The sequence below is a fragment of the Enterobacter sp. 168J2 genome (genome assembly GCF_034107265.1).
Classification (GTDB): Bacteria; Pseudomonadota; Gammaproteobacteria; order Enterobacterales; family Enterobacteriaceae; genus Enterobacter; species Enterobacter nematophilus.
Window position 1 is genome coordinate 402,451 of sequence record NZ_JAWNEB010000001.1, and the last position, 15,382, is coordinate 417,832.

The 15,382-nt window shown below is 50.6% G+C and carries 18 protein-coding genes; 4 read left to right on the forward strand and 14 right to left on the reverse strand.

What is annotated here, in order from left to right; genetic code table 11:
• Window positions 1-103: 103 nt before the first annotated feature.
• The 3 genes from ldtD to USG84_RS01870 all read left to right on the forward strand — a co-directional run bounded on the left by ldtD (window position 104) and on the right by USG84_RS01870 (window position 3,321).
• A complete protein-coding gene (gene ldtD / locus USG84_RS01860) occupies window positions 104-1,927 on the forward strand; it encodes a L,D-transpeptidase (protein WP_253541417.1) in 1,824 nt (607 codons plus the stop codon).
• Between the two features lie 174 nt (window positions 1,928-2,101).
• Window positions 2,102-2,653, forward strand: coding sequence for a YcbK family protein (locus USG84_RS01865; RefSeq protein ID WP_061098687.1), 552 nt, complete (start codon window positions 2,102-2,104; stop codon window positions 2,651-2,653).
• A gap of 20 nt (window positions 2,654-2,673) precedes the next feature.
• Window positions 2,674-3,321, forward strand: a complete 648-nt coding sequence (locus tag USG84_RS01870; protein ID WP_028012581.1) for an MBL fold metallo-hydrolase — start codon at window positions 2,674-2,676, stop codon at window positions 3,319-3,321.
• Window positions 3,322-3,368: 47 nt separating this feature from the next.
• Here USG84_RS01870 and USG84_RS01875 read toward each other — a convergent pair whose 3' ends face one another.
• The 14 genes from USG84_RS01875 to USG84_RS01940 all read right to left on the reverse strand — a co-directional run bounded on the left by USG84_RS01875 (window position 3,369) and on the right by USG84_RS01940 (window position 15,044).
• Complete coding sequence (locus tag USG84_RS01875; RefSeq protein WP_061098686.1) at window positions 3,369-4,559, reverse strand: amino acid aminotransferase; 1,191 nt, start codon at window positions 4,557-4,559, stop codon at window positions 3,369-3,371.
• Window positions 4,560-4,743: 184 nt separating this feature from the next.
• On the reverse strand, window positions 4,744-5,832 hold the full coding sequence (locus USG84_RS01880; RefSeq protein ID WP_151412829.1) for a porin: 1,089 nt from the start codon (window positions 5,830-5,832) through the stop codon (window positions 4,744-4,746).
• 605 nt (window positions 5,833-6,437) lie between these two features.
• A complete protein-coding gene (gene asnS, locus USG84_RS01885) occupies window positions 6,438-7,838 on the reverse strand; it encodes an asparagine--tRNA ligase (protein ID WP_048960458.1) in 1,401 nt (466 codons plus the stop codon).
• Window positions 7,839-8,005: 167 nt separating this feature from the next.
• Entirely contained in the window at window positions 8,006-9,208 is a 1,203-nt protein-coding gene (gene pncB, locus USG84_RS01890) for a nicotinate phosphoribosyltransferase (RefSeq protein WP_151412830.1), read from the reverse strand.
• A gap of 184 nt (window positions 9,209-9,392) precedes the next feature.
• Window positions 9,393-10,685 carry a site-specific integrase gene (locus USG84_RS01895; protein WP_320738119.1) on the reverse strand — a complete coding sequence of 431 codons (1,293 nt, stop codon included), beginning with the start codon at window positions 10,683-10,685 and terminating at the stop codon, window positions 9,393-9,395.
• 44 nt (window positions 10,686-10,729) lie between these two features.
• The gene (locus tag USG84_RS01900) at window positions 10,730-10,987 is read right to left on the reverse strand and encodes an excisionase family protein (protein WP_013097283.1); all 258 of its coding nucleotides are present in this window, start codon (window positions 10,985-10,987) and stop codon (window positions 10,730-10,732) included.
• Window positions 10,971-11,342, reverse strand: coding sequence for a hypothetical protein (locus USG84_RS01905; protein WP_320738120.1), 372 nt, complete (start codon window positions 11,340-11,342; stop codon window positions 10,971-10,973). Before USG84_RS01905 ends, USG84_RS01900 begins: the two co-directional genes overlap by 17 nt.
• A 14-nt stretch (window positions 11,343-11,356) precedes the next feature.
• Window positions 11,357-11,935 (reverse strand): hypothetical protein, encoded by a 579-nt coding sequence (locus tag USG84_RS01910; RefSeq protein WP_320738121.1) that lies wholly within the window; start codon window positions 11,933-11,935, stop codon window positions 11,357-11,359.
• Window positions 11,935-12,342 (reverse strand): hypothetical protein, encoded by a 408-nt coding sequence (locus USG84_RS01915; protein WP_320738122.1) that lies wholly within the window; start codon window positions 12,340-12,342, stop codon window positions 11,935-11,937. Before USG84_RS01915 ends, USG84_RS01910 begins: the two co-directional genes overlap by 1 nt.
• Window positions 12,343-12,531: 189 nt before the next feature.
• Window positions 12,532-12,939, reverse strand: coding sequence for a hypothetical protein (locus USG84_RS01920; protein ID WP_320738123.1), 408 nt, complete (start codon window positions 12,937-12,939; stop codon window positions 12,532-12,534).
• Window positions 12,932-13,153: a hypothetical protein gene (locus tag USG84_RS01925; protein ID WP_320738124.1), complete on the reverse strand. Its 222-nt coding sequence runs from the start codon at window positions 13,151-13,153 to the stop codon at window positions 12,932-12,934. The genes USG84_RS01920 and USG84_RS01925 overlap by 8 nt, the downstream gene beginning before the upstream one ends.
• 106 nt (window positions 13,154-13,259) lie before the next feature.
• The gene (locus USG84_RS01930) at window positions 13,260-13,646 is read right to left on the reverse strand and encodes a helix-turn-helix transcriptional regulator (RefSeq protein ID WP_023344749.1); all 387 of its coding nucleotides are present in this window, start codon (window positions 13,644-13,646) and stop codon (window positions 13,260-13,262) included.
• Between the two features lie 66 nt (window positions 13,647-13,712).
• Window positions 13,713-14,144, reverse strand: coding sequence for a helix-turn-helix domain-containing protein (locus USG84_RS01935; protein WP_320738125.1), 432 nt, complete (start codon window positions 14,142-14,144; stop codon window positions 13,713-13,715).
• A gap of 201 nt (window positions 14,145-14,345) precedes the next feature.
• Entirely contained in the window at window positions 14,346-15,044 is a 699-nt protein-coding gene (locus USG84_RS01940) for a S24 family peptidase (protein ID WP_109976278.1), read from the reverse strand.
• Here USG84_RS01940 and USG84_RS01945 point away from each other — a divergent pair.
• Complete coding sequence (locus USG84_RS01945; protein WP_023150197.1) at window positions 15,037-15,381, forward strand: transcriptional regulator; 345 nt, start codon at window positions 15,037-15,039, stop codon at window positions 15,379-15,381. The two genes, USG84_RS01940 and USG84_RS01945, sit on opposite strands and share 8 nt — an antisense overlap.
• Window position 15,382: the final 1 nt, after the last annotated feature.

The following is a 15,382-nucleotide window of genomic DNA, read 5'->3' on the forward strand; positions in this document are numbered from 1 at the left end:
CTTTAAACTTCTTTACATAAGGTAAGGCAACAGCGTTGTCGTCTACCTATAATAAAAGAAAGCCCCACCGTGATGGGCATGTCGTAAAAACAGGGGGCAAGGGATGTTGCTAAAGAAAGAATGTGGTCGTCAGCTGTCAGCGCTGAGTTTATGTCTGGCAGTGATGTTTGCTCCACTGTTAACCGCCCAGGCCGACGAGCCTGAAATTGTGCCGACTGACAGCTCCGCAACGACAGGCGCGCAGCCGACGTCATTGTCTCAGCCGCTGGAACAATCTCCGGCAACGGCCATCATGGCCGGGATTAAGCCATTGCCGGAAGGCATCGACGTTGAATCGCTCAGCCAGCAGCTCCAGACAGGCCTGTCTTCAGGCTACACGCCCGCCTATATCAATCAGCTCACGCTGCTTTATGCTGCCCGGGATATGAAGCCCATGTGGGAAAACCGTGAAGCCGTGCGCGCCTTTCAGCAACAGCTGGCGGAAGTGGCGATTGCGGGCTTCCAGCCGCAGTTTACGAAGTGGGTTGAGCTGTTAACCGACCCTGCCGTCACCGGTCAGGCGCGGGACGTGGTCCTTTCCGATGCCATGATGGGCTACCTGCAGTTTGTGGCGGGAATTCCGGTCAATGGTAACCGCTGGTTGTACAGCGACAGGCCCTATAAGCTGGCGACGCCAGCTTTGTCGGTGATTAACCAGTGGCAATTAGCGCTGGATAACGGCGACCTGCCGCGCTTTATTGCCAGCCTCGCGCCGGCGCATCCACAGTATGCCACCATGCACCAGTCGCTCCTTGCGCTGGTGGGGGACTCGCGACCATGGCCGCAAATGCGGGGGACCGCAACGTTGCGTCCGGGTCAGTGGAGCAGCGATGTGCCAGCCCTGCGCGAGATCCTGAAACGCTCCGGTATTCTTGATGGCGGGCCGAAGATTGCCCTGCCGGGCGACGATCCGCAAAGCGCGGTGGTCAGCCCGTCAGCGCCCGTAAAAGAGAACAAGGCCACTACCCTGAGTAACAAGCCCGAGGCTTACGATCGCGAGCTGGTCGCCGCGGTTAAACAGTTCCAGGCCGCTCAGGGGCTGGGAGCCGATGGCGTCATTGGACCGTCAACGCGTGACTGGCTTAACGTATCGCCTGCGCAGCGGGCAGGGGTGCTGGCGCTTAATATTCAGCGTTTGCGTTTGCTGCCGGGCACGCTGTCCACCGGCATTATGGTCAATATCCCGGCCTATTCCCTGGTCTATTATCAGGATGGTAGCGAGAAACTGGCCTCGCGCGTGATTGTCGGGCGTCCGGATCGCAAAACGCCGATGATGAGCAGCGCGTTAAATAACGTGGTGGTTAACCCACCGTGGAACGTGCCGCCGACGCTGGCGCGTAAGGACATTCTGCCTAAGGTCTGGAACGATCCGGGTTATCTGGAACGTCATGGCTATACGGTGATGCGTGGCTGGAACAGTAAAGAGGCGATCGATCCTTACATGGTCGACTGGTCGACGATTACGGCCTCCAATCTGCCGTTCCGCTTCCAGCAGGCTCCCGGAGCGCATAACTCTCTGGGACGCTATAAATTCAACATGCCAAGTTCAGATGCAATCTATCTGCACGATACGCCGAACCACAATCTGTTCCAGAAAGATACCCGGGCACTGAGTTCAGGCTGCGTGCGCGTGAATAAAGCCTCGGAGCTGGCCAACATGCTGTTGCAGGATGCGGGCTGGAACGATACGCGTATCTCTGACGCCCTGAAGCAGGGGGATACGCGCTACGTGAATATTCGCCACAACATTCCGGTTAATCTTTATTATCTGACGGCGTTTGTGGGTGAAGACGGTCGCACTCAGTACCGTACAGATATTTACAATTATGATCTCACCGCGCGATCCGGCGCACAAATTTTGCCAAAAGCGGAACAATTAATCAGGTAAATGAAGCAGTTCGGGAAAAATGATTGTCGTAAGTTATGGTGAATCGGGGCCAATATCGCTGTAAGCCGCGTATTCACTGGGGTTGGGCGCCTTGACGTACTCTGTTTTGCCAGTTAAGGTGCCCTTCGTGCGCTAAGCATATTACGATTTCTTTGACCTGTAGACCTGATTATCATGGACAAATTTGACGCTAATCGCCGCAAGCTGCTGGCGTTAGGTGGTGTTGCGCTTGGCGCAGCGGCCATCTTACCGACGCCAGCATTTGCCACCCTCTCGACACCTCGTCCGCGCGTTTTAACGCTCAGCAATCTTCACACCGGTGAGTCGCTAAAAGCGGAGTTTTTCGATGGCAGAGGCTATATTCAGGATGAATTAGCAAGACTCAACCATTTTTTCCGTGATTTCCGCGCGAATAAAGTAAAAGCCATCGACCCAGGACTGTTTGATCAGCTTTTCCGCCTTCAGGGCCTTCTGGGCACCAGCAGGCCGGTGCAGCTTATTTCTGGTTATCGCTCAATTGATACCAACAATGAACTGCGCGCCCATAGCCGTGGTGTAGCGAAAAAGAGCTACCACACGAAGGGACAGGCAATGGATTTCCATATTGAAGGCGTTTCGTTAGCCAATATTCGCAAAGCCGCGTTATCTATGCGCGCTGGTGGTGTAGGATATTACCCACGTAGCAACTTTGTGCATATTGATACCGGGCCGGTTCGGCACTGGTAATAACGAAACACAGGAGCAGTATGAACTATCGTATTATTCCGGTTACCGCGTTCTCCCAGAATTGTTCATTAATCTGGTGCGAGCAAACCAAACTGGCCGCGCTTGTCGATCCCGGCGGTGACGCTGAGAAAATCAAGCAGGACGTTGCCGACAGCGGCGTGACGCTGATGCAGATTTTACTGACGCATGGTCACCTCGACCATGTAGGCGCAGCGGCTGAACTGGCTAAACACTACGGTGTGCCGATTATCGGCCCGGAAAAAGAAGATGAGTTCTGGCTGCAGGGGTTACCCGCCCAAAGCCGCATGTTTGGCCTTGATGAGTGTCTGCCTTTGACGCCCGATCGCTGGTTGAACGAAGGAGAGCGCGTTAACGTAGGGAATGTGACTTTACAGGTGTTGCATTGTCCTGGGCATACGCCAGGCCATATCGTCTTCTTTGATGACCAGTCCCGTCTGCTGATTTCCGGCGATGTGATTTTCAAAGGTGGCGTGGGACGCAGCGATTTTCCGCGCGGCGATCACGGGCAGCTGATTCAGTCGATCAAACAGAAGTTGTTGCCGCTGGGTGATGACGTAACGTTTATCCCTGGACACGGTCCGATGTCGACGCTGGGCTATGAACGGCTCCATAACCCGTTCCTTCAGGATGAGATGCCTGTCTGGTAACCAGCATAAAAAAAGCCTGCGTAAGCAGGCTTTTTTGTGGGCGCAAATTACAGGACGGCGACAATCGCTTCGCACAGTGGCGCCATATTGTCAGGCGTCATGCCTGCAACGTTCACGCGGCCAGAGGCCACGGCGTACACGCCAAACTCTTCACGCAGACGCAGAACCTGCTCTTTGGTCAGGCCGCTGAACGAGAACATGCCGTTCTGTTTGATGATGAAGCTGAAGTCGCGGTCAGCGCCTTTCTCAGCCAGGGTGTTCACAAACAGCAGGCGCATGCGCTGGATACGCTGACGCATATCGTTCAGCTCTTGTTCCCAGATCGCGCGCAGCGCATCGTTGCTCAGAATGGTCGCAACAACAGACGCACCGTGTGCCGGCGGGTTAGAGTAGTTAGCGCGGATAACGGACTTCATCTGGCTGAAGGCGCGATCGGCGGTTTCATCGTTAGCCGCAACCAGCGTACAGGCACCTACACGCTCATTGTACAGACCAAAGTTCTTGGAGTAGGAGCTTGCAACGATCAGCTCCTGATGCACGGCTGCGAACGCGCGCAGGCCTTCGGCATCTTCTTCCAGACCGCGGGCGAAGCCCTGGTAAGCAAAGTCAAACAGCGGCAGCCAGCCTTTCTCAACGGAGAGCTTCGCCAGGTGTTCCCACTGCTCAAGCGTTGGATCGATACCGGTTGGGTTGTGGCAGCAGCCGTGGAACAGCACCACGTCACCCGCCTGCGCTTCGCTCAGGCTTGCCAGCAGGCCGTCAAAGTCCAGAGCGTGGTTTGCCGCGTCGTAGTAAGCATATTCGCGCACTTCCAGGCCCGCAGAGTTAAATACGCTCTTGTGGTTCGGCCAGCTTGGGTTGCTCACCCAGACGCGCTTAACAGAGGTGTTTTTCGCAAGGAAATCCGCCGCCACGCGCAGCGCGCCGGTACCGCCAGGGGTCTGCGCCGTGCGCGCACGTTTGTCACTCACGATTGCGCTGCCTTTACCGAACAGCAGCTCCTGGGTGCAGCGACCAAATTCAGGGATACCATCAATACCGAGGTAGTTTTTGGTGGTTTCATTTTCCAGCAGATACTGCTCAGCTTTCTTAACGCTGGTCAGTACCGGAGTTTTGCCGGTTTCATCTTTATATACACCAATACCCAGGTTGATTTTGCCAGGGCGGTCGTCGGCACGAAACAGATCGGCCAGGCCCAGAATAGGGTCGGCAGGAGCGGCGGTAATGTTCTCAAACATGACGAAGTTCCATTGTGATTACAGAAGTGAAATCCGCTATCAGGTTAACGGTAGATTTACAAAATGCCAACCGTTTGCGACGAAAAGCGTGCGGCTTTTCAAAAGTCGCCATTATTTTCTGTCAGGCATAAAAAAACAGGGCCGAAGCCCTGTTCATTATGCATATAACAAAGTGGTGTACTGATTAGAACTGGTAAGTTACAGCCATTGCAACCTGGTCGTCTTTACCGTTCACGATACCAACGCTACGAGAGTAGTCGGTGTCGTCGATCAGGTTCAGCTGATAGTCAACATAGATGTTGAAGTTTTTGTTGAAGTAGTAAGTCGCACCCAGTTCAACAAATTTCTGCAGGTCAGCATCGCCGCCAGAGAAGGTGCCACGCTGTGCCAGGTTTTTACCTTTAGACTGAACGTAAGACACGGAAGGACGCAGGCCGAAGTCGAACTGGTACTGGGCGATAACTTCGAAGTTCTGAGTTTTGTTCGCGAATGAGCCGTCATCTTCACGGGTCATATTGCGGGTTTCAGCATAGGTGGTTGCCAGGTAGATGTTGTTTGCGTCGTATTTCGCGCCAACTGCCCATGCTTCAGCTTTCTCACCTTTGCCATCAGCGCTTTGCGCATCAGTACGGTCAGAGTTGCTGTATGCACCGATCAGGCCGAAACCTTCGCCGAATTCATAACCTACAGAAGTACCGAAGCCGTCACCGTTAGACGTTCTAACGTCGTCACGCTCGTTTTTACCCTGGTACTGCAGGCCCATGCTAAGACCGTCAACCAGACCAAAGAAGTCAGAGTTACGATAGGTCAGAACACCCGTGGTACGGCCGGTCATGAAGTTATCAGAGTAGTTGGCCCAGGTCATACCAGAGTAGGATGGCGCCATATCGGTGTAGGATTCTACGTCGTAAACGATACCGTAGTTACGACCGTAGTCGATTGAACCTGCATCACCGGCTTTCAGACCAGCGAACGCCAGACGAGTACGCTGAGTCTGGTTGCTTTCTGCCTGGCTTGCCAGGGCACGGTATTCCCACTGACCATAACCAGTCAGTTGGTCATTAATTTGAGTTTCACCTTTGAAACCGATCTGCGCATAGGTAGCGTCGCTGCTGTCAGTGTTGTCACCTGAGGTGACGAAGTCATGCTCGGCAACCACTTTTCCGTACAGATCCAGTTTGTTGCCGTTCTTGTTATAGATTTCTGCAGCGTTAGCTGCACCGGCTACCAGCAGGGCAGGGATTACCACTGCCAGAATATTGCGCTTCATCATTATTTATTACCCTCATTGGTTTTTTTATGACACTCGCCACCGCCGCCAATAAATTCTGTCAATAAATATTTCCGGAACTATTGATGAGAGTTTGGTGTCTTTATGTATCTGACAGGCATCTTTCCATTCACCGAAGCGTTTCGCTAGCCTGAAAGTGCTACAATTCTCAAGATTGAGTTACAGAAAGAAAATATGTGTAACTAAATGTGTATTTTTGGGAACTTTGTGAACCATCTCAAATTTCGGAACCTCTTGGCGAATTAAGCATCAGTTTGTTTCCTATATATATGAATTCCTTATGTTTAATTTGGATAAAGGCAATTCCTATAAACGGATGTTAAACGACTCGTTTTTTCTTATGACCAGAAAAAGACTTCTGGATGGCTGAAAAATCGGTTGAAATTTGTGCTAATACTTCACGATGTAATAATCGCAATAAGACTGAGGTTTATTTTTTGTGGCTGGATATTTCGCGGAAACAAAACGTAACAGGTAGTGGTTGTGACGGGGTGATGGTTTAAAAAGGCTGACTTTACGCTGACAAAAACTGACAGGACAGAATAAAATAATGGCCAGCAAATGCTGGCCATTGTCTGTTTCGTAGCTTAGAAGCTGGCGTTGCGCGGAGTACGCGGGAACGGGATCACGTCACGCACGTTCTGAACACCGGTAACGTAGGCGATCAGACGTTCGAAGCCCAGACCAAAACCAGCGTGCGGAACGGTGCCATAACGTCGCAGGTCGCGATACCAGCTGTAGTCCGCAGGGTTGAGACCCATCTCTTCCATGCGCGCATCGAGCACGTCCAGACGTTCTTCACGCTGAGAACCACCGATGATTTCACCGATGCCCGGCGCCAGTACGTCCATCGCTGCCACGGTTTTACCGTCTTCATTAAGGCGCATATAGAAGGCTTTAATGTCTTTCGGGTAGTTTTTAACGACAACCGGCGCTTTGAAGTGTTTCTCGGCGAGATAGCGTTCGTGCTCAGACGCCAGATCGACGCCCCAGTAAACCGGGTTCTCAAACTTCTCACCGCATTTTTCGAGGATCGCTACCGCGTCGGTATAGTCCACCTGCGCAAAGTCGGCGGAGACGAAACGCTCCAGACGCGCCACAGCATCGCTGTCAACGCGCTCTGCGAAGAATTTCATGTCGTCAGGACGCTCTTCCAGCACCGCTTTGAAGACGTACTTCAGCATCGCTTCTGCGAGACCTGCAACGTCATTCAGATCGGCAAACGCCACTTCCGGCTCCAGCATCCAGAACTCCGCCAGGTGGCGGCTGGTGTTGGAGTTTTCGGCGCGGAAGGTTGGGCCGAAGGTATAGATTTTAGACAGCGCACAGGCGTAAGTTTCGCCGTTGAGCTGACCGGATACCGTCAGGAAGGCTTCTTTACCAAAGAAGTCTTTGTCATAGTCCACTTTACCTTCCGGCGTGCGCGGCAGGTTTTCCATGTCCAGCGTCGAGACGCGGAACATTTCGCCTGCGCCTTCCGTATCGGACGCGGTGATCAGCGGGGTAGACACCCAGAAATAACCCTGTTCATCGAAGAAGCGATGCAGCGCCTGGGCCAGCGTATGGCGCACGCGAGCCACCGCACCAATCAGGTTGGTACGCGGACGCAGGTGTGCGACTTCACGCAGGTATTCGATGCTGTGACGTTTTGCCGCCATCGGGTAGGTGTCCGGATCTTCAACCCAGCCGGTGACTTCAATGGCAGAGGCCTGGATCTCGAAACTCTGACCCTGGCCAGGTGATGCGACAACCACACCGGTAACGATAACGGAACAGCCCGTCGTCAGGCGCAGAACGTCATCATTGTAATTGGGCAGAGAATTATTAATGACGGCCTGTACAGGATCAAAGCAGGAACCGTCATAGACGGCAAGGAAGGAGATGCCAGCTTTAGAATCTCGGCGAGTACGCACCCATCCGCGCACGGTGACCTCCTGGTCAACGGCGACACGGCCCTGGAGTACGTCGGCTACAGGCACAACGCTCATAATATTCTCTCTGTTAATAGTCGGAAAAAATAAACACTTGTCCACCCCAAGACGGGGGGATATCTATGTTACCTGCCAACCGCTATCAGACAAGTAAATTTCGCAGTCAAAAGAGAAGAATTGAGAAATAAATAGGGGAAGGGAGCCCTGAAGGCTCCCGTAAGCGCTTAACTGGCTTTTTTGATCTGGGGGAGATCGAACGCTTTGCGCAATGCGCGAACAAAGGCTTTGTCATGGCAGATGGTTTTACCCGGGCTGTCGGAGAGCTTTGCCACCGGCTTGCCGTTACATTCCACCAGCTTTATCACGATATTCAGAGGTTTTACCTGAGGAATGTCGCAGGTCAACCGGGTACCGATCCCGAAGCCCAGATTAATTCTGGCATTAAAATGACGATACAGTTCGACGGCTTTCGCCAGGTCGAGATTATCGGAGAAGACCAGTACCTTGCTCATCGGGTCAATGCCGAGTTTTTGATAATGGGCAATCGCCTTTTCGCCCCATTCAACCGGATCCCCGGAGTCGTGGCGTAACCCCTGGTAACGCTCTGCGAACTCGGGACCAAAGTCGCGCAGGAAGGCATCCATCGTAATGCAGTCGGTCAGGGCGATCCCGAGTTGATTCGGGTACTCTTCAAGCCAGGCGGCCAGCGCCGCACGCTGGCTGTTAGCCAGGTCAGGGCTAATTTGCTGATGCGCCTGGAACCACTCGTGCGCCTGAGTGCCCATTGGCGTCAGGTTGAGGCGACGCGCAAGATCGTAGTTGCTGGTGCCCACGAACCACGGCTCCTGCTGCAAACGTTCAACGATAGCCTGCTGAACTTCGCGAGAGAAGCGGCGACGGGTGCCGAAATCCATCAGGCGGAAGCGGGACATATCCAGCCCTTCGGTCAGCGTTGAGAATGCCTCAAGTTTGTTTTCCAGCGAGGCGACCGCTTGTTCAACGCCCGTTTCAGGCGAACGGTAGCGGTGAGCCAGCTCGCTGATGACGGCCAGAAGCGGCACTTCCCACATAATCACTTCCCGCCACGGACCTTCAAGACGAATATCCAGCTTGCCGTTCTCGTTGGTCACGGTGACCTGTTCAGGCTTATAGCGGAAGTCGCGCAGCCAGTTCAGATAGTCCGCTTTGAAGAAAGGCAGGCCAGAAAGCCACTGGTATTCGTCGTCCTGCAGCGTCAGATGCTGCATCGCATCGACCTGTTCACGGATGCAGTCTGCGTAAATACCGAGCAAGTCGTCACCACGGCAGCGGAATTCCGCCGCGACGTGAACGTCATAGTAATGGTGGAAAACGGCTTGCTGCATATGCAGTTTATACGCGTCGGTATCCAGCAACGTATGCAGAACCGGAGAAGCGAATTGAGTCATAGGTGCGCTGTAGCATCCTCTCACGGGAGCGTTTAGTACAATAAACAACTCCGGAGTATACCTTGTTTAGTGATTTATTGAACCCCGATCACAACATAAGCACACTTTATGGTCGAGAGCATTTCGTGCCCCGTGTTATACAAATGTAGCAACATGGCTGCTAACCACTTGAATTTAAGGTTTTCTACTGCACTACTACCATGCTTTGGGGCAGTGATGGGGCAATGTGTGAAAGCGCCTTGTTAAGCAGAGTAACCTGTTCGCCGCTCTTCTCTGACATCCACTTTCCATACACCTTGTAAACCATCTGTGCATCTGTATGCCCCATCTGAGTTGCTATAAAGTTTGGGTTCGCACCAGCTGATAATGACCAGCACGCATAGGTATGCCGTGACTGGTAAGCGTTGCGGTAACGAATGCCGGCGCGCTTGATTATCGGGGCCCAAATTTTATTAATCGAATTAACCGCGTAATGATATCCTCTTCGGGACCCACGCTTGACGCATTGAGGGCTGAAAACGAAAGTGCATGGATGTATGACTGACTGGCCATATTCACGCAAATTCACTTCAACCTCATGCTGCCGGCCAAGGCGCGTCAGTTGGGCCTGATTCCTGAGGGCATCAATAGCTGGTTGTATGAGATAAATCACCCTGTCAGTGCCTGCCTCGGTTTTTGGCAGGGTGAACTCATACGTTTGGGTAAGGTTGCGCTTAACCGTAATGGTTCCCGCGGTGAGATCGATGTCTTCCCATGCAAGACCACATAATTCCCCATGCCTCATTCCGGTATAAACGGCGACGGTCCAGAGGTTTCGCATCTGCTGGTGGCCGCATGCCTGAATGAACCTGATGAACTCGTCTGTCGTGAGTGGATCTGGTTCGTCTTTTGCCTTCCTGAGACGGTTAATTCCGCTAAACGGGTTTTCCTTTGCGTAGCCGTTATCAGCTCCAAACTGGAAGATCTCGGCCATCAGCATCATGTAATTATTCACCGTGGAAGACTTCCGGCCTTTTACCTGTGTCCGGTGATCCTTCTTCATTACATGGAAGCCCGTCAGCAACTCCTTCCTGACATACAGCAAATCTTCAGTGGTAACCGCAGAAACCATTTTATTTTCGCCGATGCGCGGAAGCATGTTTTTTATGATGGATTCGTACCTACTCATGGTATTAGAGCTGATCTCCATTCTCTTCAGCTCTGACCATCTTTCGGTAAGCTCCAGCACAGTAATTTCCTTTCTATCCTGACCGAACCGGGCAAGGTTCGGTGAGTTTGGGAATTTTTCTGCATAGTTAAAATTCCCCATCCTTATCGCAAAACAAACCGAAGAACGCAGCTCACCAGCTATCTTGCGATTTTTTGCAGTGTCAGGGACACCGAGGTTTTCCCTGACACGTTTACCTTTATACAGAAACCAGATGCGGAGCGAACCGCCGTGGTTTTCGACGCCTGTCGGGTATGATGCATTAGCCATTGATCCCTCCTGACGTCCAGGAGCGTGGACGAGTGTACTGCGTTTCATGCTGTCTTCGCACCTGGTTGATTTTTTTTCTGCGCCTCGATCCACTGATCAACGGCTTTCCTGTTGTACATGCATTCGCTCGAAGGCTTGGGATTACCATCTGGTGAAATGTGCAGGTACTCGCGGCCCAGCATCCAGGATTCTTTTCTGGCGCGGGTGATGGTTCCGGGCTTGAGCCCGGTAACCGCAATCAGAACCTTTTCGCTAACCCAGTCATTCGGCACCAGAAGAACGATTTCAGCACTGGTTTGCATGGATCTCCTCCATTTTCTCTTTAGCCAGACGCACGCAACGCGCAAAAGAGGAGGGCGTTACAATTTCGCGCAGAGCCTGAACCAGGAAGTCGTTGTGCTGCTGGTGCAGATCTATGTTGCGTTCTTTTTCCTCATGACGCAGGACTGCCAGACGGGCTGTGATGATGCGACGCTTCCCTTTGATCAGCCGCAGAGCGTTCTCTGCCTTTTTGCGCCATGTGCTCAAGTCACTACTGCTGTTCGATCTCGCCAGTTGCTCTTCAATACTGAGCTGCGCTTCTTCTGCGTTAACAAGCTGCTGCAGGCAATCGCTGATTGTGTTCAGGTTGTCAGTCTCGACGAAAAATTTGTGCATTGTTAACCCCTCCCTCAGTGCATTACCGGCATGTCTGGCATACCTTCTTTCTGAATCTGTTCAATGAAGCTGTCATGAAGGAGATTAAAACCTTCCCGCCCCATTTTTGAGAGTTGAAGCCCGTTCTCAGCGTCCGTATCTAACATGTCCCGGTACATGCGCAGCGCCATCTGCTGGCCGAGTTCCTGACCGTATTTCTCAATTGCTAACCCTTCCACATGGCTTGCGAGTGCGAACCGCTCTGGCGCAGGATAAACACTGATTGAACCGTGCTGTCCGGAGTAGATAACTGCGGTGTCAAACCCTCCAGAATCGTTGGCAACCTCAACTGTGCCGTTCTTTGCCTGTTCCTCGGTAATGAAGACCGCAACAAGCATCCAACGCCAAATGATGATTTCTTTCTCGATGCCCGGGGTAAACCAGCCGCTTTCAATCGCTTCCATCACACAAGCCAACAGATCTAATCCATCCGGAATTCGTTTGTCATAGATGCCATTGTCGAGCTGGCGAACCGCGACGGAATAACTTATGACTCGGTTACCAAAGCGGATGCCTGTTGATGTAGGCTCCGGAGTAAAGGCTGAGGCAATCATCAATACACTCCTTTAGGCTTGATGGCTTGAAGTGCATCAACCTCTTTAACGAATCGGTCATGCATCGCGTCCCACTTCCCGAGCCACTTAAGTGCTTCGCGCTTGCGTTCCAGAATTCGGCGAATGCGCCGCATGCATCGGTTATGTGCAAAGAGATATTGCTGTGTGTGCTGGCCCATGCGATTGACGAGCACACCATTGCTGAAAAAAGGCTCGTCTGGTTCGTTGGTGTTCAAACCGGCACGGTGAAAAGTTTTGGTTACCATGTAGTGAGCAAGGTTGCTGATCGCCGCGCTCCTGCTGAGGAAACGGCGCGAGTAGCCGTGCCTTGATACGACGTAAACAGGCTGTAGCTCTTTGGAAAAGGCGCTGTCAATTGAGGTGGTGCTGATGCGTTTATCGTTCATTTCCGGTCCTTAACTTTGCTGTATCGTTCGTGACTCATTACTTCCCAGTTCTTGCCGCCATCTCGTGATAGCAGCCGCCAGCGGTGATTAACCTTGAGGCTCAAATTACCGGAGCCGTGCATACGGCAGGGGTAAATGCGCCTTGCCCTGAACTGGCTTAAAACGTGTGCTGCTTTGAGGTGAACCCACTCAGGAATTCGTATCGCTGTAAGTGCCATCAGATCCCCCCATTTCATGAACCTCTGTTTTCGGAGTCTCAACTTTTTGTTTTTTGACGAACTCAACCAGCTCAGAAATGAGCTCGTCGATTAACTCCTTCCCGCTATCCGTAAGGAATTCACCGCTGCCATTTACATCAACAGCGCCGCTGTAAATTCCCCTGATGGCTTTTACACCATCGACATTTCCGTACTCACTGAACGCAATCCTTTCGAATTTTCGTAATAATCCATCAAGTAAAATCTCTGTTAATTCGACCGTGTTAATGCCGCCTTTATTGAGCTTAATAACAAGGCAGTTACTGCCCGTTTTTCGCTGGTGGCGTAATAACGCTGCCTTTAAAATTCGGCGTCGATATGTCTCGATTAATTTATCCATTGCGCTTTTCCTCCTCCAAACCCATAACTATTTCCTCTTCTTTTTCGGTCCATCCATGAATCTCAGCGGCGAGGTCATAAACCAGAGCGCATATTGTTTTAAGTTGAAATCTGTCTAACTTGTCGTGATATTCAAATAATGTTTGCGACAAGCCAGACAACTTCTCCGCTTTGATATTCACTTCCTGAATATCCTGTCTTTTTAAAACACCCATAATTAACGACCATATGCTTTTTTAAGATAAAGACGAGCGATTACCTCGTAACCGCACGCCGCATAAAGGCATGCTGTTCTATATGCCGATTTATCAGTGATGAAAGTCATACGAAGCGCCTCACAGCCAAAGAAGCGACTACCCGACCGTGAATTTTGATTTCTTTCTGTTCATCGGTGTTAAGGGTGAAAGTTTCGTAATGATGGTTATCAGAGATGATTTTTAATGAGCCATCAGCTAATGGCTCGATTCTCTTAATGAAAAGGCATGGGCGACCAAAAGCATCCATTGTGTAAACATAAATGCCAGAGGTAAGCGCACGTCCACCGCAATCAACGAAAGCCACAACCTCACATGGTTCGATGGTCGGCTGCATTGAATCACCTTCCATCCGGCAGCTTTGAACGCGGTTGCCAAAGTCATTAATGTTGTCAGATCCGAACAGCATTTGAGGCGTTTTTATTGGCTGATTAATTGCGACGGAATTTTGCATTTTCATTTCCTAAGGGTGAGTTTGTCCCCACCAAGAAAGGTGTTAATTAAATAATGTTAATTAATTTTAAATTTTGTCGGCTTGCTTGCTGATGGTTTCTTGCAAGTCGTCTAATTTTTCATAAACGATAGTTAGTGTACCGATAGCCGACAATTCCGGAGGCATGCAATCCATAGCGTTAGATAAAGCCATTCTACAATTGCCAATATCCGCAGCCCATGAGTTAAGTTGATTGGACGTTAAAATACTTGTTGGCTCTGTAAATTCACCGCACTGCTCGTTTCCTGAGATGAGCCACAGAACATCAGAATGAAGAATGTTAGCCAATTGGATTAACTGGTCAGCAAAGGGAACAGTTTTTTCCGTTTCCCAGTTGTTAATGGTTTCGGTTGTTAAACCAAGATGATCAGCCAAAAAATCCGGAGAGAGTCGAAGCGAAGATCTTTGATTTAATATTCTTTTGCCGATGGTTTTGGCTACGGTGATTTGAGTATTCATTTCATTGGCTCCGTTGTTTGCCGATGAATGAACTTTAAGTCATGCAATAACTTATTGCAATAACAAAACTTATTTTTATTTTGCAATTTGGTTTAATGCATTGATTTTTTTGATTAAATTTTATTGTTTTACTGCATGTATACAGCTATTGATAAAGAAAAAGCCGCTTTTCAGCGGCTTCAAAATGTGTGGTGTTGAAGGTTAGAGCCTATTGTAATTGATTGATTCGTGCATTATGGCTTTGCCCATCACGTAAAGGTCATCTTGGTTTTCTTCCGTGATATACCATTTCTCATATGCTGGGTTATCCGATAAGACTGCTAGCCTGTTTCCCTGCATCTGGAGTCGTTTTAGGTGAAATGTTTTACCAAAAACAAAGACATACACACCATCCGTTAGAAAGTGTCGGACGGAAATGTCAACGAAGACACGATCACCGGAATTGAATGTGCTGGCCATGCTGTCGCCATTGACGGTCATTACTTTTACGACATCTTCACTACGATTTCCAAAGAGGGATTTTGCGTGTTCAGTAGTGAACTCAATAGCATGTAAAACCTCAACATATTCTGAAAGCATAAACGTGCCAGGCCCGGCACTCACAGAAAGGTCAAGAACTTCGACCCTGAATATGCCAGCGTTATCCTTTACTTCCCTGTCGGGCATAGTCTCTATCACATACGCCTGCCTGTGGGGTACATGATTTTTCCCGGTAGAAAGCCATTCAGGGCTTACACCCAGCGCATTCGCAATCTCAACCAACTTACGTGTTGTGTTGGTTTTGCCTGCAACAAGGCGCCAGATAGCTGGTTGCGAAACCCCAACTTTCATCGCTAATTCTGCCTGTGTAAGGCCAGCGTCAACCATCGCTTTTTGAAGACGATCTGAGAATGTGTTCATACCAATAAGCCTATACAAAAAGTTATTAAGTGGCAAATACGATAAGTTATTGCATAAAGTTATTCAAGGTTATACTCTTTCCTTGTGTTCAATAACTTTTGGTATTTTTATGATCAATCAACATGTCAAGAGAGCTATCGATATTCTCGGCGGACAAGCTGCATTAGCAAGGGCTTGCGGGGTTACTCAACCAGCTGTTTTTCGCTGGCTTAATGGTAGCCGGGTTAAGGCTGATCATGTCATGTCCATTGTTAAAGCTACTGGGGGCGAAGTTAAAGCCTACCAGATCCGCCCAGACCTTCCAGACACATTCCCTCATCCGGGCAATGAGGTGTGAT

What these genes read in the sequence shown, in the direction of transcription:
- USG84_RS01935 (WP_320738125.1), bottom strand. Translation starts at nt 14,144, where the DNA reads ATGAATACTCAAATCACCGTAGCCAAAACCATCGGCAAAAGAATATTA.
- USG84_RS01865 (WP_061098687.1), top strand. Translation starts at nt 2,102, where the DNA reads ATGGACAAATTTGACGCTAATCGCCGCAAGCTGCTGGCGTTAGGTGGT.
- asnS (WP_048960458.1), bottom strand. Translation starts at nt 7,838, where the DNA reads ATGAGCGTTGTGCCTGTAGCCGACGTACTCCAGGGCCGTGTCGCCGTT.
- USG84_RS01905 (WP_320738120.1), bottom strand. Translation starts at nt 11,342, where the DNA reads ATGCACAAATTTTTCGTCGAGACTGACAACCTGAACACAATCAGCGAT.
- USG84_RS01910 (WP_320738121.1), bottom strand. Translation starts at nt 11,935, where the DNA reads ATGATTGCCTCAGCCTTTACTCCGGAGCCTACATCAACAGGCATCCGC.
- USG84_RS01920 (WP_320738123.1), bottom strand. Translation starts at nt 12,939, where the DNA reads ATGGATAAATTAATCGAGACATATCGACGCCGAATTTTAAAGGCAGCG.
- USG84_RS01915 (WP_320738122.1), bottom strand. Translation starts at nt 12,342, where the DNA reads ATGAACGATAAACGCATCAGCACCACCTCAATTGACAGCGCCTTTTCC.
- USG84_RS01930 (WP_023344749.1), bottom strand. Translation starts at nt 13,646, where the DNA reads ATGCAAAATTCCGTCGCAATTAATCAGCCAATAAAAACGCCTCAAATG.
- USG84_RS01895 (WP_320738119.1), bottom strand. Translation starts at nt 10,685, where the DNA reads ATGGCTAATGCATCATACCCGACAGGCGTCGAAAACCACGGCGGTTCG.
- USG84_RS01880 (WP_151412829.1), bottom strand. Translation starts at nt 5,832, where the DNA reads ATGATGAAGCGCAATATTCTGGCAGTGGTAATCCCTGCCCTGCTGGTA.
- USG84_RS01925 (WP_320738124.1), bottom strand. Translation starts at nt 13,153, where the DNA reads ATGGGTGTTTTAAAAAGACAGGATATTCAGGAAGTGAATATCAAAGCG.
- USG84_RS01875 (WP_061098686.1), bottom strand. Translation starts at nt 4,559, where the DNA reads ATGTTTGAGAACATTACCGCCGCTCCTGCCGACCCTATTCTGGGCCTG.
- ldtD (WP_253541417.1), top strand. Translation starts at nt 104, where the DNA reads ATGTTGCTAAAGAAAGAATGTGGTCGTCAGCTGTCAGCGCTGAGTTTA.
- USG84_RS01900 (WP_013097283.1), bottom strand. Translation starts at nt 10,987, where the DNA reads ATGCAAACCAGTGCTGAAATCGTTCTTCTGGTGCCGAATGACTGGGTT.
- USG84_RS01870 (WP_028012581.1), top strand. Translation starts at nt 2,674, where the DNA reads ATGAACTATCGTATTATTCCGGTTACCGCGTTCTCCCAGAATTGTTCA.
- USG84_RS01940 (WP_109976278.1), bottom strand. Translation starts at nt 15,044, where the DNA reads ATGAACACATTCTCAGATCGTCTTCAAAAAGCGATGGTTGACGCTGGC.
- pncB (WP_151412830.1), bottom strand. Translation starts at nt 9,208, where the DNA reads ATGACTCAATTCGCTTCTCCGGTTCTGCATACGTTGCTGGATACCGAC.